The 18,157-nt window shown below is 63.9% G+C and carries 18 protein-coding genes; 10 read left to right on the forward strand and 8 right to left on the reverse strand.

All coding sequences use genetic code 11. The features are described from left to right. Positions 1 to 154 precede the first annotated feature (154 nt). Positions 155 to 424 carry a hypothetical protein gene (locus J4E58_RS18590; RefSeq protein ID WP_087090967.1) on the forward strand — a complete coding sequence of 90 codons (270 nt, stop codon included), beginning with the start codon at positions 155 to 157 and terminating at the stop codon, positions 422 to 424. A 154-nt stretch (positions 425 to 578) separates the two neighbouring features. On the opposite strand, the gene J4E58_RS18595 is transcribed toward J4E58_RS18590, so the two are convergent. From J4E58_RS18595 to J4E58_RS18605, 3 genes are all read right to left on the reverse strand, one after another. Beyond that, a complete protein-coding gene (locus J4E58_RS18595) occupies positions 579 to 1,169 on the reverse strand; it encodes a hypothetical protein (protein ID WP_087090968.1) in 591 nt (196 codons plus the stop codon). Between the two features lie 317 nt (positions 1,170 to 1,486). Next, positions 1,487 to 2,425, reverse strand: a complete 939-nt coding sequence (locus J4E58_RS18600; protein WP_087090969.1) for a DMT family transporter — start codon at positions 2,423 to 2,425, stop codon at positions 1,487 to 1,489. Between the two features lie 132 nt (positions 2,426 to 2,557). After that, the gene (locus J4E58_RS18605) at positions 2,558 to 3,274 is read right to left on the reverse strand and encodes a helix-turn-helix domain-containing protein (RefSeq protein WP_081002284.1); all 717 of its coding nucleotides are present in this window, start codon (positions 3,272 to 3,274) and stop codon (positions 2,558 to 2,560) included. Positions 3,275 to 3,917: 643 nt separating this feature from the next. Here J4E58_RS18605 and J4E58_RS18610 point away from each other — a divergent pair. From J4E58_RS18610 to J4E58_RS18635, 6 genes are all read left to right on the forward strand, one after another. After that, entirely contained in the window at positions 3,918 to 4,187 is a 270-nt protein-coding gene (locus J4E58_RS18610; RefSeq protein ID WP_007925627.1) for a hypothetical protein, read from the forward strand. 263 nt (positions 4,188 to 4,450) lie between these two features. Then, positions 4,451 to 4,615: a hypothetical protein gene (locus J4E58_RS18615; protein WP_156376428.1), complete on the forward strand. Its 165-nt coding sequence runs from the start codon at positions 4,451 to 4,453 to the stop codon at positions 4,613 to 4,615. A gap of 72 nt (positions 4,616 to 4,687) precedes the next feature. Further along, the gene (locus J4E58_RS18620; protein WP_007925635.1) at positions 4,688 to 5,155 is read left to right on the forward strand and encodes a (2Fe-2S)-binding protein; all 468 of its coding nucleotides are present in this window, start codon (positions 4,688 to 4,690) and stop codon (positions 5,153 to 5,155) included. Beyond that, entirely contained in the window at positions 5,155 to 7,404 is a 2,250-nt protein-coding gene (locus tag J4E58_RS18625; RefSeq protein WP_087090970.1) for a molybdopterin cofactor-binding domain-containing protein, read from the forward strand. The genes J4E58_RS18620 and J4E58_RS18625 overlap by 1 nt, the downstream gene beginning before the upstream one ends. 16 nt (positions 7,405 to 7,420) lie before the next feature. After that, entirely contained in the window at positions 7,421 to 8,773 is a 1,353-nt protein-coding gene (locus J4E58_RS18630) for a cytochrome c (RefSeq protein ID WP_087090971.1), read from the forward strand. 81 nt (positions 8,774 to 8,854) lie between these two features. Then, entirely contained in the window at positions 8,855 to 9,877 is a 1,023-nt protein-coding gene (locus tag J4E58_RS18635) for an XdhC family protein (protein WP_087090972.1), read from the forward strand. 36 nt (positions 9,878 to 9,913) lie between these two features. On the opposite strand, the gene J4E58_RS18640 is transcribed toward J4E58_RS18635, so the two are convergent. Then, a complete protein-coding gene (locus J4E58_RS18640) occupies positions 9,914 to 10,873 on the reverse strand; it encodes a universal stress protein (RefSeq protein WP_087090973.1) in 960 nt (319 codons plus the stop codon). A gap of 168 nt (positions 10,874 to 11,041) precedes the next feature. Next, positions 11,042 to 11,932 carry a universal stress protein gene (locus J4E58_RS18645; RefSeq protein ID WP_087090974.1) on the reverse strand — a complete coding sequence of 297 codons (891 nt, stop codon included), beginning with the start codon at positions 11,930 to 11,932 and terminating at the stop codon, positions 11,042 to 11,044. Between the two features lie 327 nt (positions 11,933 to 12,259). Between J4E58_RS18645 and fnr the strand changes: the two genes are divergently transcribed. After that, positions 12,260 to 13,006, forward strand: a complete 747-nt coding sequence (gene fnr, locus J4E58_RS18650; protein WP_087090975.1) for a fumarate/nitrate reduction transcriptional regulator Fnr — start codon at positions 12,260 to 12,262, stop codon at positions 13,004 to 13,006. 23 nt (positions 13,007 to 13,029) lie between these two features. Further along, positions 13,030 to 14,013, forward strand: coding sequence for a zinc-dependent alcohol dehydrogenase family protein (locus tag J4E58_RS18655; protein WP_087090976.1), 984 nt, complete (start codon positions 13,030 to 13,032; stop codon positions 14,011 to 14,013). A gap of 12 nt (positions 14,014 to 14,025) precedes the next feature. Here J4E58_RS18655 and J4E58_RS18660 read toward each other — a convergent pair whose 3' ends face one another. Beyond that, positions 14,026 to 14,922 carry a universal stress protein gene (locus J4E58_RS18660; RefSeq protein WP_087090977.1) on the reverse strand — a complete coding sequence of 299 codons (897 nt, stop codon included), beginning with the start codon at positions 14,920 to 14,922 and terminating at the stop codon, positions 14,026 to 14,028. Between the two features lie 222 nt (positions 14,923 to 15,144). Here J4E58_RS18660 and J4E58_RS18665 point away from each other — a divergent pair, with 222 nt between their 5' ends. Next, a complete protein-coding gene (locus tag J4E58_RS18665) occupies positions 15,145 to 15,708 on the forward strand; it encodes a GNAT family N-acetyltransferase (RefSeq protein ID WP_087090978.1) in 564 nt (187 codons plus the stop codon). Positions 15,709 to 15,764: 56 nt separating this feature from the next. Here the strand turns inward: J4E58_RS18665 and J4E58_RS18670 are convergent, their stop codons facing one another. Further along, complete coding sequence (locus tag J4E58_RS18670; protein WP_087090979.1) at positions 15,765 to 16,682, reverse strand: universal stress protein; 918 nt, start codon at positions 16,680 to 16,682, stop codon at positions 15,765 to 15,767. Positions 16,683 to 16,788: 106 nt separating this feature from the next. Further along, the gene (locus J4E58_RS18675) at positions 16,789 to 18,027 is read right to left on the reverse strand and encodes a DUF4010 domain-containing protein (protein ID WP_087090980.1); all 1,239 of its coding nucleotides are present in this window, start codon (positions 18,025 to 18,027) and stop codon (positions 16,789 to 16,791) included. Between the last annotated feature and the right edge of the window lie 130 nt (positions 18,028 to 18,157).

An 18,157-nucleotide genomic window follows, 5' to 3' on the forward strand; every position in this document is an offset into this window, starting at 1 on the left:
TCAATAGTGTCGTTGAGCGACTGTGCGGGAGGCAGCGCGATGGTAGGCTTTCATGGCGCCACACTACGCGAGTGCCCGATCTGTTCAGATTATTGATAAAGGCAGGTCAGGCCGATGTATAAGCCGCATGTCAGATAACTGAAAGGATTCGAACATGAAAAAGCCCATAACTTCTCTGGCCGTATCCGCGACGCTCGCTTTCACCGCAACTGTCGCGAACGCTTCCGTGCATCCGACCACCATCAAGGCCCCCCAGACCGTCAATCAGGTGACAGCTTCTATTGACACTCCTTTCGGAACCCATCAAAAAGCTGGCGAAATCCAGATGGCCAGCCTGGCCAGAAGTTGCTCCGATGAACGATATTCCTGGTGGGAATACAGCGGTTGGGAAATCGTCGGCTGTCTCATAAGCGGCCAGTGGTAATTATTGACGGGCCTGGTGCGTGACTTGCGTGATGAGCGCGCACCAGAGCCTAAAGATCGAGCCGGAGAATGCCAACTCAAGAAGCTGCTGGCCGAGGCCCACCTGCACATCGAGGCACTGAAAGTGGGCTTTGGGTAACCGCGGGCCAAGTAGTCTACCGACAGAGCTCTTTGTATTGATTCACGTTGGAAACTGCAGAGTTTAGTGCTGTTGTTTTATATTGATAGTAGCGGATTGCATCTGCCTGAGCGGGTCCAACATTACCGAAATATTCTTCCCAAGCGTTACTCTTAGTTAGCAAGTCAGAGAGCATGGTGCTTAGATCGTTTGCCGTCCAAACTGTCTTGTAGCCTTTAATCTCGCCAGGGGCTGGATGGATATGTTTGACATACTTATCCACCGAGTACCCATACTCGTCGCCCTTTTTATGCTCGTAAGCCATAAAGACCGTGTACACTGTCCCGACTGACTGCTTGTACCAAGGGATAACGACAAAGTGATGAACCGCTGATCCCGTAATAAGAAAGTGCCAAACAGCTGTCTGCGAGTGATCACCACGAAATAAAAGTGCCTGTTCGATTTGGTACTTCATACTCGCATTGTTTTCGATGACATCATTTCCAACATCATCTTGCACCTTCCCGTAAACCGCGCAGCTCATTTGAGCTGGCACACCAGGACAATTCTTCAATCCCATGAGTATTGTGTTGTTGTTTATAGCCCTGATCAGATCTTCCCCTGTCATGTCTCTTGGCTCCTGCCCAGATATTTAACACGTATTTGGAAATAATTAAGCTCACTGTCCTTGGTGAGGATAGCTTCGATCCACCCTTTATCAAATTCATCCAGTGGGTGAACAAAGATGTCAATGGTGATCGGTGCCATGCCACTTTTCTAAAACTAAACGCTCTTAAGAGCCACAATAAAAATGATGAATTATCGTCGACGGCGTGTCGGGTCAACGAACAGGCAATTGCCGCGGCCCACACTGGGTTGCCCCACAGGTTGGCTAAAAGCAGCCATGCCCTCCTCCCCTTCACCAGCAGCGCGGATTTGTGGGGGTCATGAAGAGGTTTCCCGGGGCGAGGAATGGCTGGCCGGCCGCGCGGCCGGAGTCCGGGACAGCAAGACAATGCCTACGGCGATCATCACGCCACCCAGCATTTCGTGGGTGGAAAGCATGTCGCCGCTGATAGCGAAGGTGATCAGCGCGGCAAAGAAAGGACACAAAAACAGGAAGCCGCTGGTGCGCACGGCGCCGCCCGTATGCAGGGCCGCGAACCACAATCCCATGGCCCCCGTCGAAGCGGGAATGGCCAGCCACAGGAACGCAAGCATCGTTTGGGCCGGCAGGCTGAACGACTCGCCACGCCAGGCGGCCAGCAACGCGAGCGCGACCGCCCCAATGAGCATTTGCCAGAACGCCAGCGTCCAGGTATCGACGGCCAAGCGAAAGCGCTTGCTGGCCAGCGTGGCGAGAGCCCAGCAGGTCGAGCCCGCCATGACCAGCGCTTCCGCGGGGCCGATTGCGCCGGTCATCACCGACTGCACACCGATGCAGACCACCACCCCGGCGAAGGCCAGCAGCAGGCCCAGCCAGGCCAGGGGGCGTACCCGCTCCTTGAGCAGGATGCCGGCTAGCAGCGCCACCACCAGCGGATTGCTGGCCATCAGGATTGCCGCCTTGGATGCGCTGGTCTGCGTCAGGCCCATGGTCAGGAACGCCATGACACCGGTCGTCTGCAACAGGCCGATGATGGTCAGTCGCAGCCAGGGCATGGCCTTGACCGGAACCGCTGTGCCGGCAGCGACCCGGGCACGGTGGCGCAGCCACAACCAGGGCAGCAGCGAGAGAGCCGCCACGAAAAAACGTAGTGCCGCCAGCCACAGCGGCGGCAATTCACTCAGGACAATCTTGCTGGCGACGAAGGACGAGCCTTGCAGAAAGGTGGAGCTGAGGATCAGCAGGAGAAAGCGCCGTTGTGCTGCATGCGAGTCCATGGAAACCCTATCAATCGTGGCGGCGGACAGTCGGCCGCCGAATCACTTGATAGTGTGTTGCCCCGCCTCTCGTCACGCTTCGCGCAGAAAGACAACCTCTACGTCAAACAGGACAAGCGCACGCCCGGTCAACTACGCAAAGTAGCGGCTGGGCGATGCTCCAAGCAACCGCTTGAACATGGCCGAGAACGCGCCCGGCGTGTCGTAGCCCATTTCCAGCGCCACAGTCGTCACAGGCTCGCCCGCGGCCAAGCGCGGCAACGCCGCCATCACGCGGGCCTGCTGTCGCCACACTTGAAACGGCACCCCGAGTTCGGCAGTGAACAGCCGCGACAGCGTGCGCGCTGTCGCGCCATGCTGGCCAGCCCAGTCGTTCAGCGTGCGATTATCCTGTGGGTTGGCCAGGATCGCTTCGCAGGTGGCCACCAAGCGCTTGTCGCGGCCCGTGGGCAAATGCAGCCCTTGTTCCGGCGACCAGGCAATCTCTTCGAGGATCAGGCTCAGGATGCGGCCATCTCGGCTGTCCTCTGGATAATCAAGGGCAATCGTCGCCGCACGCAGGATGAGTTCGCGCAGCAGGTTCGAAACCCGTACCGCGCCGGGGTGCAGGGGGGCATCAGTGGGATAGCGATCCTGGCGAACATAGGCTGTGCGCAATGCCACCGGGCTGCCTCGGGTCTGCATGGCATGGGAGATTCCCGCGGGCATCCACAAGGCGCGTTGCGGCGGCACCAGCCACAGGCCTGTGCCCGTCCGGATCTCCATGACGCCGGAAACCGCGTAGATGAGCTGCCCGCAGGAATGGGCATGCGGCGCTACAGCATATGCGGCCGGATAGTCCTTCGCCATGACCACGATGGGGCGGTCTACATTTTCATAGTCGCGCCTATCTACACTTCTAGCCAAAACAGAAACTCGCAGGTTGCAATCGTTCAAGGCTACAGGCTAACCCCTTAAAGCGTCTTCATTCGGCTTGTTTCTCAGCCAAACATTCGCATTCGGTGAACCGATATTTCGATGACGGCGCTGTGCCCTTCGATAAACCTCAATATTGATAGCAGGTTCAAGGGCTCTGGCCGCTCGTAGCCAATAGCCAACGCCTTACATCTCACACAGCCAAATGCGGACATACTTTTCACTGCTGCCTGATAGCTTAAGGCCATCCAGCGGCATGCCCTATAGGCACAGCTGCTGCAGACAAGACACGGAGGTCTGGCGGTCATCATTCATCGAAGGCTGTTTCCATCAGGGACAAGGATCTGAAGCCGGCGACCACCTCATCCTCCATGACCAGCGGTTCGCGCCCGCCACTTGATGGCCTGCAGTGCGCGACTTGTGCAGTACGTGCCGGTGTTCTCCCCAATACCCTGTTTCACGATGAGCAGGCGTTTGGGAAACCCACTCGGCACAATGGATCCCGGAAACCATTCAATAAACGGGGCGGACTCCGAAAAGCCAGACGAGTAGGAACTTATATATGGAGATATATCGTATGTCGGCTCAAGAGAACTTTGTTGGCGGATGGACTCCTTACCACGAACTGACTCCAAAGGATCGGGAAGTATTCAAAGAGGCCCTGGCCGGGTTCGTGGGTGTGCACTACACCCCTGAAAAAGTTTCGACCCAAGTCGTCAACGGCACGAACTATCGTTATCTGTCGAAAGCAACGGTGCCTGGCTCGTCGGACAGCTGGCAGGCCGTAGTGGAAATCTACGCGCCTATTAAAGGCAAGCCGCACATCACCCAGATCCACCGGATCTAAGCAGGGATCAAACCCGTCGGGTCGCGCACAGGTTGCGCGGCCCGATGGTTCATCGCGACGCTCTCCTTCCAAGCCCTCCCCCGAGCCGTAGCCAGCCCATAAACCCCGCCTTGTCTGTCACTCGTTGCAGTTGCTCGACGCCTCCCAGCCCGCGTTATTGCGCATTCCTCTGGAATACTTGCCTGATCCTCTGAGCTTGCCGGGTATCGGATAGGAAACCCTTGGCCCCTGGGCTAGAGTCCGATCACTAGGAGCCAGCCGCCATGACCCAAGCCCGCGCCGGCCAGGCATCGCCCCTGGCACATGCCCTCGACACCTCCCCGCATTTTTTCTCGCTGGACCTTCCGGCCCACTCCGACGTGCTCGCGGCCAGCCCGGCGCACGGGGCAGCGGATTGGCGTATCCGCCCCTTTACCCGCGTTTCTTGAGCAAGGACGCGCCTCGTGGCGCCTCCTGAAGAAAAAACAACGACACACCAACCGATGATCAGCAGGTGAGCCATGGAACTACGAATCAACCAGAAGACCTATCAGGTCGATGCCGACGCCGACACGCCGTTGCTGTGGGTGATCCGCGATGACCTGGGCCTGACCGGCACCAAGTACGGCTGCGGCCTGGCCCAGTGCGGCGCTTGTTCGGTGCTGGTGGACGGCAATGTGGTGCGCGCCTGCGTCACCCCGGTGGCGGGTGTGGTCGGCCGCGAGGTCACCACCATCGAGGCGATCGAGGCGGACGCAGTCGGCAAGCGCGTGGTCGCCGCCTGGGTCGAGCACCAGGTGGCCCAGTGCGGTTACTGCCAGTCTGGGCAGGTCATGGCGGCCACCGCGCTGCTCAAGCACAGCCCCGCGCCCAGCGATGAGCAGATCGAGGCGGCGATGGTCAACCTGTGCCGCTGCGGCACCTACAACGCCATCCATGCCGCCGTGCATGACCTGGCCGCCCAGCCTGCCAAGAAGGAAAGCGCCTGATGAACAAGCCCATCGATTTCGCTGAAGACCTCCTGGACCTGCCGCTGGACGAACCGGTCAACCTGTCCCGCCGGCGCTTTCTGACCGGCACCGCCGTGGGCGCGCTGGTGCTCGGTTTCGGCCTGCCGCTGGGTTCGGCCCGGGTCCTGGCCGCCACGGCGAACACCGCGGAACGCGGGACCCAGGTGCCGGCGTTCCTGGAGATTCGCCCGGATGGCAGCGTGCGCTTGCTCAGCCCCTTCATGGAAGGCGGACAAGGCACCCACACCGCCATGGCGCAGATCGTCGGTGAAGAGCTGGACGCCGACCCCGCCACCTTCGTGGTCGAGGCCGCGCCGCCCGGCGAAGCCTACGTGGTGATGGAGAACGGCATGCGCATCACCGGCGGCAGCATGTCGGTGCGCATGAGCTACCCGACCATGCGCCGCCTGGGCGCCCTGGCGCGGGCCATGCTGCTGCAGGCCGGTGCCGAGCAACTGGGCGTACCGCTGGCCGAGCTGTCCACCGAGCCTGGCCGGGTGCTGCATGCCGCTTCCGGCCGCTCCCTGGGTTACGGTGAATTGGCCGGTCGCGCCCTGGACATGCCGGTGCCCGACCCGGCCAGCATCACCCTGCGCGACCCGAGCCAGTTCCGCTGGATCGGCAAGCCGGTACGGCGCGTCGATGCCTACGAGAAGTCCACCGGCAAGGCGCTGTACAGCATCGACCTGAAGGTCGACGGCATGCTCCACGCCGCCGTGCAGCATGCGCCGCGCCTGGGCATGACGGTGGGCAGCCTGCGCAACGAGGCCCAGGTCAAGGCCATGAAAGGCGTGCACTCCGTTCACCAGTTGCCCGGCGCGGTGGCGGTGGTCGCCGAACGCTGGTGGCACGCCAAGCGCGCGGTGGAAGCCATCCAGGTCGACTGGCAGGAAGCGTCCGCCGATTCGAAGGTACGGCCAATGCCCGCTGACTTCTCCAGCGATGCGTTCCGCGATTTTCTCGCCGCCCAGCAAGGCCCGGCCCGCGACGACGAAAACGAAGGCGACGTGGCCGCCGCCCTGGCCAGTGCCAAGACCCGGGTCGAGGCCACCTACCACAACCAGTACCTCAACCACGCCCAGCTGGAGCCCCCTTCGGCCCTGGCGCGCTTCAATCCCGACGGTTCGCTGGAGGTCTGGCTGCCCAACCAGGCGCCGGACATGTTCCGCGCCGACATCGCCAAGCGCACCGGTCTCGATCCCTCGCGGATCACCCTGCACTCGCCGCTGCTGGGCGGCTTTTTCGGCCGGCATTTCCTCTATGACTCGGCCAGTCCCTACCCACAGGCCATCGCCCTGGCCAAGGCCGTCGGCCGCCCGGTCAAGCTGATCTGGAGCCGCGAGGAAGAGTTCCTGCGTGACGTGCTGCGCCCGGTCGCCGTGGTCAAGTTCCAGGCCGCGCTGGATGCCCAAGGGCTGCCGGTGGCGATCGAAGCGGTGAGCGCCACCGAAGGCCCCACCGAAGCCATCGCCGGCAAGCAGGGCGAAAAACTCGACCCTTCGGCCCTTGAAGGTCTGTCGGGCAAGCCCTACGCCATTGCCAACAAGCGCATCGCGCAGATCTACGTCAAGGGACCGGCCATGCTCGGCTACTGGCGTTCGGTGGGCAATTCACTCAACGACTTCTTCTACGAAGCCTTCCTCGACGAACTGGCGGACAAAGGCGGCCGCGATCCGTACGAGCTACGCCAGCACCTGCTGCGCGACAACCCGCGCCTGACCACGTTGCTGCAGGCGGTGGGCGAACTGTCCGGCGGCTGGAAGCGCGGCCCGTTCACCGCCGAGGACGGCACTCGCCGCGCCCGCGGCGTGGCCATGGCCTCGCCGTTCGGCTCGCACACGGCGGCGATCGCCGAGGTGTCGATCGAAAATGGCCAGGTCAAGGTCCACGACATCTGGCAGGCCATCGACCCGGGCAGCATCGTCAACCCGGCGATCGTCGAGGCCCAGGTCAATGGTGCCGTGGCCTTGGGGTTGTCCCAGACATTGGTGGAAGAAGCGGTGTTCGTGGACGGCAAGCCCCGGGCGCGCAACTACGACCTGTACCCGATCCTGCCGCCTTCACGCATGGCGCGGGTGCATGTACGGATTGTCGAGAGTGGCGAAAAGATGGGCGGCGTCGGCGAGCCCCCGCTGCCCGCAGTGGCGCCGGCGGTGGCCAACGCGGTGGCGCGGCTGACCGGCCAGCGCATCCGTAGCCTGCCATTGAGCCGATACACCTTCAGCTGACCGACAAGGACTGCCCATGAATAACCGCCGATTCGCAAGAACCGCAGGCTGGCTGGCCTTGCCGTGCCTGGTCGCGGCAGGCCTGCTGGCCTGGTATGTCACCCGCGAGCCCGCCTCGCCCTTCGAGCAGGAACAGGCCGCGGCGACCCGCTTCGACCCCGCCTTGGTGAGCCGCGGCGAGTACGTCGCCCGGGTCAGCGATTGCGTGGCCTGCCACAGCCTGCCGGGTAAGGCGCCCTTTGCCGGCGGCCTGGAAATGGCCACGCCGCTGGGCGCCATCCACGCCACCAACGTCACCCCCGACCGGGACACCGGCATCGGTGCCTACAGCCTGGCCGACTTCGACCGCGCCGTGCGCCATGGCGTCGCCCCGGGCGGTCGGCGGCTCTACCCGGCCATGCCCTACCCGTCCTACGTCAAGCTCAGCGACGATGACATGCGCGCGCTGTACGCGTTCTTCATGAAAGGCGTGCAACCGGTCAGCCAGCCCAACGTCCCCAGCGCTATCCCCTGGCCGCTGAACATGCGCTGGCCCATCGCGCTATGGAACGGCCTGTTCGCCCCGAGCACGCCCTACGCGGCCAAACCGGCGCAGGATGCGTTGTGGAACCGCGGCGCCTACATCGTCCAGGGGCCGGGCCACTGCGGCAGCTGCCACACTCCGCGCGGCCTGGCGTTCAACGAGAAGGCCCTGGACGAGTCCGGCGCGCCGTTCCTCGCCGGTGCCCTGCTCGACGGCTGGTACGCGCCGAGCCTGCGCCAGGACGCCAATACCGGCCTGGGCCGCTGGAGCGAGCCGCAGATCGTGCAGTTCCTCAAGACCGGGCGTAACCAGCACGCGGTGGTCTACGGCTCAATGACCGAGGCGTTCAACAACTCCACCCAGTTCATGGCCGACGAGGACCTGGCCGCGATCGCCCGCTACCTCAAGTCGCTGCCCGGCGATCCGCAGCGCGACGGCGCGCCCTGGCAGTACCAGGCCGTGTCCGCCGCCACCCGCCTGGACAGCCCCGGAGCCCACACCTACGTGACCCGCTGCGCCTCCTGCCACGGACTGGACGGCCAGGGCCAGGCCGAGTGGATGCCGCCTTTGGCGGGCGCCACTTCAGCCCTGGCCAAGGAGAACGCGTCGGCGATCAACATCACCCTCAACGGCTCGCAGCGCGTGGTCGCCGCCGGCGTGCCGGATGCCTACCGCATGCCGGCCTTTCGCGAGCAATTGTCGGACCGGGAAATCGCCGAGGTCCTGAGCTTCGTGCGCGGCACCTGGGGCAATTCGGGTGGCGCGGTCGACGCGCAAGCGGTCGGCAAGCTGCGCGGGCATACCGACCCGGCCAGCAGCAGCCCGATCATCCTGCACATGCGCTGAAAGAAGGAGTGGCGTGCTGGCGATCCCCCTGGCCAGGAGCGGATCTGCCAGCAGCCCCTCCCATGAACAACCGAGGTCCCCATGGAAAGCATCGATCTACTGGTCCTGAGCACCGCCCATGACTGGCTCCAGGCCGGCCACCGCGTGTTGCTCGCCACCGTGGCCCGCACCTGGGGCTCCTCGCCCCGCCCCGTGGGCTCGATGATGGCCCTGCGCGGCGATGGTCGGGTGGTCGGCAGCGTGTCGGGAGGTTGTATCGAGGACGACCTGATCCACCGCTACACCAGCGCCTACGATGGCAGCGGCCTGCCGGACGGGCCGCCTCAGGTGGTGCGCTACGGCATCAGCGCCGACGAAGCGCACCGCTTCGGCCTGCCCTGTGGCGGCACACTGGAACTGATCCTCGAATTCACCCCATCGAGGGATGCCCTCGAACGGCTGCTGGCCCAACTCAACGCCGGCAAGCTGGTGCGCCGCAGCCTGGACCTGGGCAGCGGCCAGGTGTCCCTGACCATCAGCGCTACCCCGGAGCAGTTCATCTTCGATGGCCGGCAGATGGTCAACACCCTGGGCCCCGGCTACCGCCTGCTGCTGATCGGGGCCGGCGCGCTGGCCGAATACCTGGCGACCATGGCGCTGTTCAACGGCTTCCGGGTCGCGGTCTGCGACCCCCGCCCCGAATACATCGACGGCTGGAGCGTGGCGGGCGTGGAACAGTTGGTTGGCATGCCGGACGACATCGTCCGCGAATTCGCCCCGGACCTGCGCACCTGCATCGTCGCCGTCAGCCATGACCCCAAGCTCGACGACCTGGCCCTGCTCGAGGCCCTGCACAGCCCGGCCTTCTACATCGGCGCCATCGGTTCGCGGCGCAACAGCCAGCTACGCCGCGAACGCCTGATCGAACACTTCGGCGAAACCGAAGCCTCGCTCCAGCGCCTGCACGGCCCCATCGGCATCTACATCGGCAGCAAGACCCCCGCCGAAATCGCCGTAAGCGTCATGGCCGAGATCCTCGCCGCCAAGAACAGTGTCGCCCTGCCCCTCACCCTTGACGTTTCGAACGCCAAGCAAGCCCGCGAGCAAGAGGCGCCTGTGGCCTGATCGAGACCATCGTTCTCGAAATCCCAGGCGGACTGCCTAGGGTCCAGGTGTTCTGCTGGGGGTATCCAGATGGTCATTTCCCGGCCCCGGAGCTGGCTTGACCAGCATCAGGCTGCAGGGGGCACGGCGCAGCAGGCGCTCGGCGGTACTGCCGACGAACATCTCGACGCCGTGGCGGCAGGCCGTGCCCAGCACAACCATGCCGAAGGCGTTCCTGCGGGCGAAATGCTCGATCGCCAGATGGGGAATGCCGGCCAGCAAATGTCGGCGGCTCTCCTCGACTCCATAACGCTCGGCGAGCAGATCGAAGGCCTCTTGCTGGGCGTCGTTGACCGCATCCCGCAAGCTGGCATCCAGGCTCGAGGTCGGCACACTTGTCAGCGCGTCGCCCACCACCGACCAGTTGCTGACATTGAGCAGGTGCAAGGTCGCGCCGCAGGACGTTGCCAGCGTCGAGGCCAGGTCGAGAATCCGTTCGTTGAGCCCATGGGTCAGGGCCTCCAGGTGGGACAGGTCGACGGCGGCGAGGATCTTCAGCGGCTTGGGGTTTTCCGCGCGGCAGACCAGGTGCAAGGGGGCGGGACAGTCGCGCAGCAGCAGCCAGTCCAGAGGCCGATGGAAGACCCGGTCGAGTGCCGGCACCCGTTGCACATCCTTGATCACCAGGTCCGGGTGGAAGTCGCTCACGTACTCAAGCACGTGGGCCGGGCTCAACCTGGCCCAGACCACTTCAGTGGTCACCCGCAAGCCCTCGCTGCGTTGAAAGCGCGCCTGCTGTTCAAGCCAGTGGCGGTGCACCTGCAGGTAACCTTCCCGGGCCTGGCTCATGGCGTCGTGGTCGAACAGGCCGGCCACCGCCAGCGCGTTGACATGATCGAAAGCGACAATGTGCAACATCGCACCGGTTGCGCTGGCCAGCGCCTGCGCCCGGTCGAACGCGGGGGTGCGGGTCATCTCGATTGGGGCAATGAGCAATAAACGCTGGATTCTCGACATCGCACACCTCGTCCTGGTAACGCTTCACCTGCCTTACCGCAAGCCCGGCTTCCTGCCGGAGCCTTGGTACCCTGCCGATGGGTCATCGGCGATGCGCGGCGCCCGATCTCGGTCAGGGCCGCGCCCTTCTGCCCCTGCTCTGCCCGCAGCCCGCTCCGGTGCCCTCCCCTAGACCGCCAGAACGCTGCAAGGCGCCTGATACAGAATATGTTCGATCGTGCTGCCCACCAGCTTGGCCAGCCCGCGGGACTGGTTCCTGCCCATCACGATCACATCCACATCCTGCGCGTGGGCAAACTCGCTCAGCACCGAGACGGGTGGGCCCTTGATGAAGTGTCGACAGTCGGCAGGCACGCCGAAGCGCTCGGCCAGTCCGAGGAAGGATTGTTCCAGATCCTCGCGCAGCTTGCGGGTAAGGTCCGCCAGGGTCAGGCCGACGCCGCTCATATTTTCCAGAAAGGCCGCGGAGATATCACAGGCGTACAGCAGGTGCAGCTCGGCATCGCACTGCAAGGCGAGACTGGAAGCCTCATGGATGATCCGCTCATTGAGTTCGTTGTCCGCAGGCTTGGCGTCCGACACTTCGACCGCGGCCACGACTTTGCGTGGCAAGAGGCTGCCATTCCCGCCAGTCAGGTACACCGGTATCGGGCAATGGCGCAGCAAGTGCCAGTCCAGGGGGGTGAAGAGCGCGCGCCTGAGCCGCGGCTCATGCTCTATCTGCTTGATCAACAGGTCGGGCTGCATTTCCACGACATGGTCGAGGATGCCTTGCTGCATGTCATCGACCCATGCCACCTCCATCGTCACGGCCAGCACCTGGCCGTGCAGGTCTTCTACCTGGGTCTTGAGCCAGTCGCGATGGTCCTGCAAGTAGCTTTCCCGGGCCTGTTGGCGATCGCCCTCTTCGAGCAACCACAGCATATCCAGCGACCTCATCAAGGCCGCGATATGCAGGCTCGCACCGCTGGCCCGGGCCAGGGCCGCGGCGTGATCTATGGCATGGGAATGGCGTTGAGCCGGGTTGATGATCAGCAACAACCGTTGGTACTGGCTCATGATCGACCTCCAGACAGGTGGGCTTCGATGCCAGGTGCCCGTTGATGAAGGCAGCCGCTGCGCCCTCGCGGGATCGGCATCAGTGTCGCCCCAGACTCCTCCCTGCGCGCCTCCAGGGTTCTGATCTATGTCAGATCCCCGCGCGAGGCGCCGAAAAGCGCCCCTGCGCAGATAAACCTGAGGACCCGCCCCTGGCGCGTCCTGCCTGAGCTCGATGAGGGGCAGGTGTTTTTCCCATTCGTCGCCTGCTTTTCGCCAGCAGCCGAGCGGCCCGCCCTGGCAAGGCACAGGAACTATGCTTCACCCACCAATAGAGGGCTTACTGGCATGCCCGACACCCGAGTGTCGCCAAACCACTATCTCAAGGCTGCATGCGCCAACTGCAGTGTTCTGGAGTTGTGCCTGCCGCTTGGCCTGAGCGGGCCGGAGATCGAGCGTCTGGACACTCTGATCGTGCAACGCTTCAAGGTTAAAAAAGGCGCGGCCCTCTACCGTACAGGCGATCCTTTGCGCTCGCTGTATGCGGTTCGCATAGGCTCGTTCAAGACCAGCATGGTTTCAGTCGACGGTCGAGAACAGGTCACCGGCTTTCAGATATCGGGTGAGATGCTTGGTCTGGATGCCATCAGTGCCGACGAACACGCCTGCAGCGCGTTCGCCCTGGAGGACAGCGAAGTCTGTCCCATCCACTTCGCTCAACTGGAGAAACTCGCCCAGGACTTGCCATCCTTGCAACACAGCCTGAACAAACTCCTGAGCCGAGAAATCGTGCGCGATCACAGCATGTTGATGCTGATGGGCAATATGAACTCCGACGAACGCCTGGCGGCCTTCCTGCTGAACCTGTCGCAACGCCTGAGCCTGCGAGGCTACTCGTCCAGGGACTTCATCCTGAAGATGCGCCGCGAGGAGATCGGCTCCTACCTGGGGCTGAGGCTGGAAACCATTTGCCGGGGCATCGCGCACCTGCGGGACCAGGGGCTGGTGGAAATTTCCGGGCGGGAAGTCAAGGTCCTGAACCTGGAGGGGCTCAAGCAATTGGTCGCAGGTTGCCACCGCTCGGCCCTGCGCTGACCCTGCACGCCCGGAGAATCGTCATGCGCGCCATGGTCCTGCATACCCCCGGCGAACCGCTGCGACAGGAACAACGTCCGGTCCCGACACCCGGCCCCCGGCAACTGCTGATCAAAGTCCTGGCCTGCGGCGTCTGCCGCACCGACCTGCATCTGGTCGATGGCGAGTTGCCCCAGGCGCTGCTGCCACGGGTGCCCGGCCACGAAATCGTTGGCCAGGTGACCGCGGTGGGCGCCAACGTCGCGCCCGACTGGATCGGCCAGCGAGTGGGCGTCCCGTGGCTCGGCTGGACATGCGGCGAATGCGCGTTCTGCCGCACCGGCCGGGAAAACCTGTGCGACCAGGCGCAATTTACCGGCTGTCACCTGGACGGCGGCTACGCCGACTACACGGTCGCCGACGCCCGTTTCTGCCTGCCGATTCCCGAAGCGCTCTCGGCCACCCAGGCCGCGCCGTTGCTGTGTGCCGGGCTGATCGGCTTTCGGGCGCTGCGGATGGCCGGGAATGTGCGCCACCTGGGCCTCTACGGTTTCGGAGCGGCAGCGCACCTGGCCATCCAGGTGGCGCTGGGCCGGGGGCAGCAGGTGTATGCCTTCACCCGGCCCGATGACCGCGCGGGCCAGGACTATGCCCGGTCGCTGGGGGCCCGTTGGGCCGGTCCCTCGGATCAAGCGCCGCCGCACCCGCTCGATGCCAGCCTGATCTTCGCCCCCGTCGGCCCGCTGGTGCCGGCGGCGCTGGCCGTCACGGTCAAGGGCGGCTGCGTGATTTGCGCCGGCATCCACATGAGCGACATCCCGGCATTCCCTTACCGACTGCTCTGGGGCGAACGCAGCGTGCGCTCGGTGGCCAACCTGACCCGTGAAGACGGCAGCGCGTTTTTCGCAGAATTGCAGCACACCCCCGTCCACTGCGACGTCACCTGCTTCGCCCTGGAGGATGCCAATCAGGCCCTGGAGCGCCTGCGGGCCGGTCAGTTCAACGGGGCGATCGTGCTCACTCCGTGACGCCCGAGCCGCTCACCTGACCGCCAGAATACTGCCCGGCACCGAGTACAGCGCCCGTTCGGTAGTGCTGCCGATCAAGCGGTCGATCCCCATCCGGTGCACAGTCCCCATCACCACCACATCGGCCAGGTACTGCTCGACGAAATCGCCGATTGCGGGCACCGGCGGGCCCGGGACAAAGTGCCGACGTTCCGGCGCGATGGCATAACGCTCCGCCAGGCTGACAAACGCCAGATGCAAGGACTCACGCAGCTCCTCGACGACGTCCATGCCCCAGCCACCGCTGACCAGCGGTGCATCGCCATTGAAGGCCGGCGACAGGTCATAGGCGTACAGCAGGTGCAGTGGCGCATCGCATTGCAGGGCCAGGACGTTGGCCGTCTGGATGATGGTGTCGTTCAGGCCGCTGATCTGAGTCGGTGGATCGAATGGGTCCACCGCCGCCACGACCCGGTGCGGCAACCCGTAACGGGCCTGATTGACCAGATGCACGGGGATCGGGCACTCACGCAGCAGATGGCAATCCAGGGGCGTGATGAACACCCGCTTGAGCAGCGGCTCCAGGCTGACGTCCTTGATCAGCAGGTCCGGACCGAGCTCCTCGACCGTCTTCAGGATGTCCAGCAGCGGATGGGTGGTGAACAACACGTCGACCGTCGCCTCCAGCCCCAGGTCGCCGAGCCGCTGGGTCTCTTCGGCCACCCATCGACGATGGCGACGCAGATAACGCTGATAGCCCGCCTCATCGATTATCTCTTCCCACAGATGCACCACCGGCGCCGGCTCGGCGAAGCCGCGTACATGCAGCGCCGCCCCGCTGGCCTTGGCCAGCGCGACAGCCCGCAGCGAGGCTGGCGACTGATGCAGGGTTGGATCGGTGATCAGCAGCAAACGTTGGTAATGCCCCATCACACACCTCGCTCAGGCACTGGTCGAACAGACCGGCATATGCCAAGAGTGCGCCTTGTGCGCCGGCAAGCGCCTTGATGTACATCAGATCCCACTCGATGAGCGACGCCTGTCGCCGGTGTCTGATCCAGATCAGATCCGCCTGTCATCAGCGGGGTAAAACGAAGCGAACCGCGTGTGCCCTGCCGCGCGGCCCCTTTCGGCCGTATGGAGAACCCCATCATGCTCACTGTCAAAAACCACAACGAACGGGCCGCCGCCGTCTACGCCGCGGTCCCCGGAGAACACTGGATCGAAACGCTGAAGGACGGCCATCATGTGCTGATCCGGCCACTGGCGGAAAAGGACCGCGAGCGGGAGTACGCCTTTATCAGGCGCCTGTCTCCCGAATCCAGGCACATGCGTTTCCTCGCCCAGATCAATGACCCCAGTGGCGCCCTGCTCGATCAGTTGATGCATACCGATGGCAAGCAGCACATAGCCTACGTCGCACTGGCTCACGAGAACGGACAACTGATCGAGATCGGTATCAGCCGCTACGCCGCCACGGGCCAGCACGAATGCGAATGCGCGGTAACCGTCGCCGACGAATGGACGCACCTGGGCCTGGGAACCTTATTGATGGAGCATCTGATCGAGGCTGCCCGCAAGAACGGCTTTCGCCAGATGTATTCGGTCGACGCCGCCAGCAATGCGCCCATGCGCGACCTGGCCAAGGCCCTGGGTTTCGAACGGAGTCACGATCCCGACGACAGCCGCCAGGTCATCCATCGCCTCCACCTGTAAACCAGCGCCCCGTGGCGTACCGGCCAGCGGGCCGCCACGGGCGATTCAATCCTCAATCAGAGTGTCTTGTCCGGTTTTATCGCCAGTACGCTGCACGGAGCCCGGTGCAAAAGCTGCTCGGCGGTGCTGCCCAAGAGTTTTTTCAGTCCCTTGTGCTGCACGGTTCCCATGACAATGACGTCAGTCCGGTGGGCAGTCGCAAAGTCACAGATACACGACAGCGGCGTACCCTCGATGAAATGGCGACGCTCTGGAGGCACGCCATGGCGTTCGGCCAGCGCCGCGAATGCCTCGAATTGCGCCTCGCCCAACACTTCGTAGATCCCGACATTCAGCGGCAGCACGCCAACCCCCATGTCCTGGGCATATACCGTGGCCCAGTCATACACATGCACCAACTCGAGTGCCGCGGCACATTGCCCGGCCAGCTTTACCGCGGCGTCGATAATCTGGTCGTTGAACACCCTGTCCTGCTCATCGCTGCGCAGCACATCGACGATGGCCAGTACGTTGCGTGGACGTGGGTTGAGGGCATTGGTCACCAGGTGCACCGGTACCGGACAGTCCCGTAGCAACTGCCAGTCCAGGGGAGTGAAGAACACGCGCTTCAAGGCAGGCTCTTCTTCGGCATCCTTGACGATCAGGGCCAGGGGCATCTCATTGACGAAGTGCAGGATTTCTTCGAACGGATGCTGCACCCAGAGCACTTCGCGGGTGACCTCGATCCCCTGTTCGCTCATCGAGCGAGCCTGCTCGTCAAGCCATTGCCGATGGCTTTGCAGATACCCGTCCCGGGCCTGGGCGATCTGTTCGGGCGCGAACAGGCCGGCCACCGCCAGCGCCTGCAAATAATCGAACGCCACGATATGCAAGGGTAACTGCATCGCCCGGGCCAGCGCCGCAGCGCGGTCGAATGCCGGTGTGCGGTTCATGGCGGGAGGGGCAATGAGCAGTAAACGCTGGGTCTGCGACATAAGGCACCTCGGCACGCGGCCATCTCAGAACACGGAATGGAATTGCAGATTGAGCGTTCCCGGGCCGGGTGACTTGATCTTTGTCAGCTACCCGAAGCGACAGGTTTCAGTACAGCCAGATGCCGGCCCACATCGCCAGCGTCAGCAACACCTGGCCGGGAATGACATAGGCGGCGAAGCGGCGCCCGCCACTGACCCAGGCCACCAGGCATTTGCTCAGGGAATTGCTGCTGACCGCAATCAGCACGGGCGCGGCGATGGCCTGGAAGGGCAACTGGCCGGATTTGGCCAGGGAGGCTATCGACGCCGTCGAGGAATGGGCGTCGGCGAAGCCGCTAAGGGTCGCGGTCACCATCACCCCGACTTCGCCAAAGTGACTCAACATCACCGACGACAGGAAGGTGATACCCGTCATGGCCAGCGTGACGAGCAAGGCCAGCTTGAGGTTGAACGCGCCGCCGACCTTGATCGGCTGGTGGGCGCCCTGGGCCGGCGTGGGGAACATCAGGCACAGGCCATACAATGCCGTGGCGGCAGCGCCGGCGAACAGCGGCCCCCACATAGGGTGCAGCAGACCGGTATCGACCGCGCCCAGGATCAGGTCCACCTGGGTCAGGGTGGCCAGGTTGGAGAACAATGCCGCCGCGCCCAGGGCCTTGATGTTGTCCGGCTCTCTGGCAGCGATATGCCCCATGGCGGCGATGGTCACCGTGCTGGAGGCGAACCCCGAAGCGATGGCACTGATCGCATAACCGTAACGAGTGCCCAGCGTGCGAACGGCGATATGCCCTACCGCACCCACGGCCATCAGCAACACGGTCAGGGTGCAGATGGTGCGCAAATTGATGGCGGCATAAGGCCCGATGTAACGATCCGGCGCCAGCGGCAGCACGACCAGTGCGGCGATCAGCAGTACCAGCCCGTCGCGCATTTCCGCTTCGCTCAATTGACTGCGGGCGAAGTGATGCAACTTTTGTCGATACGTCAGCAGCCCCGCCATGACCACGCCAATGGCAATCGCCAATTCCGGCGCCGTACCGCACATAGCCCCCAGCGCCAGCACCGTAAGCAACGCCACTTCGCTGGTCACGCCCGGGTCGCTGCCCAGGCTTCGCCAATACGCCACGGTGATCAGCAAGGCCAGGCAGATAGCCATGATCCCCAGCAACAGGGCTCCACCGACCTGCATCGCCACATACCCCAGCAGCGCGGTAATGGCGAACGTGCGCAACCCCGCACAGGCACGGCTGTCTCCTCGCCCCTTGTGCCGCTCGCGCTCCAGACCGATGAGCAAGCCGATTCCCAGCGCAGCCGCCGCGCCTTCCAGGCCAAGGGTCGCGCTCACAGAGCCTCCCTGCGGACGAACCTTGCCGCCCTCACGAGGGTCACTTCAGCAGGCCAGGGCAAGCCCCCTTCCTGGTAGCCGGAGCGGATCGGTCGCCGGCTGTCCGAGGGGGGGCCTCCGTCTGGCCAGG

This window comes from Pseudomonas sp. FW305-25 (assembly GCF_017351415.1).
Lineage (GTDB): Bacteria > Pseudomonadota > Gammaproteobacteria > Pseudomonadales > Pseudomonadaceae > Aquipseudomonas > Aquipseudomonas chlororaphis.

Coding starts and splice junctions, on each gene's coding strand:
- J4E58_RS18625 (WP_087090970.1), top strand. CDS start 5,155: ATGAACAAGCCCATCGATTTCGCTGAAGACCTCCTGGACCTGCCGCTG.
- fnr (WP_087090975.1), top strand. CDS start 12,260: ATGCCCGACACCCGAGTGTCGCCAAACCACTATCTCAAGGCTGCATGC.
- J4E58_RS18640 (WP_087090973.1), bottom strand. CDS start 10,873: ATGTCGAGAATCCAGCGTTTATTGCTCATTGCCCCAATCGAGATGACC.
- J4E58_RS18610 (WP_007925627.1), top strand. CDS start 3,918: ATGTCGGCTCAAGAGAACTTTGTTGGCGGATGGACTCCTTACCACGAA.
- J4E58_RS18630 (WP_087090971.1), top strand. CDS start 7,421: ATGAATAACCGCCGATTCGCAAGAACCGCAGGCTGGCTGGCCTTGCCG.
- J4E58_RS18605 (WP_081002284.1), bottom strand. CDS start 3,274: ATGGCGAAGGACTATCCGGCCGCATATGCTGTAGCGCCGCATGCCCAT.
- J4E58_RS18595 (WP_087090968.1), bottom strand. CDS start 1,169: ATGACAGGGGAAGATCTGATCAGGGCTATAAACAACAACACAATACTC.
- J4E58_RS18645 (WP_087090974.1), bottom strand. CDS start 11,932: ATGAGCCAGTACCAACGGTTGTTGCTGATCATCAACCCGGCTCAACGC.
- J4E58_RS18620 (WP_007925635.1), top strand. CDS start 4,688: ATGGAACTACGAATCAACCAGAAGACCTATCAGGTCGATGCCGACGCC.
- J4E58_RS18615 (WP_156376428.1), top strand. CDS start 4,451: ATGACCCAAGCCCGCGCCGGCCAGGCATCGCCCCTGGCACATGCCCTC.
- J4E58_RS18665 (WP_087090978.1), top strand. CDS start 15,145: ATGCTCACTGTCAAAAACCACAACGAACGGGCCGCCGCCGTCTACGCC.
- J4E58_RS18590 (WP_087090967.1), top strand. CDS start 155: ATGAAAAAGCCCATAACTTCTCTGGCCGTATCCGCGACGCTCGCTTTC.
- J4E58_RS18655 (WP_087090976.1), top strand. CDS start 13,030: ATGCGCGCCATGGTCCTGCATACCCCCGGCGAACCGCTGCGACAGGAA.
- J4E58_RS18660 (WP_087090977.1), bottom strand. CDS start 14,922: ATGGGGCATTACCAACGTTTGCTGCTGATCACCGATCCAACCCTGCAT.
- J4E58_RS18670 (WP_087090979.1), bottom strand. CDS start 16,682: ATGTCGCAGACCCAGCGTTTACTGCTCATTGCCCCTCCCGCCATGAAC.
- J4E58_RS18635 (WP_087090972.1), top strand. CDS start 8,855: ATGGAAAGCATCGATCTACTGGTCCTGAGCACCGCCCATGACTGGCTC.
- J4E58_RS18600 (WP_087090969.1), bottom strand. CDS start 2,425: ATGGACTCGCATGCAGCACAACGGCGCTTTCTCCTGCTGATCCTCAGC.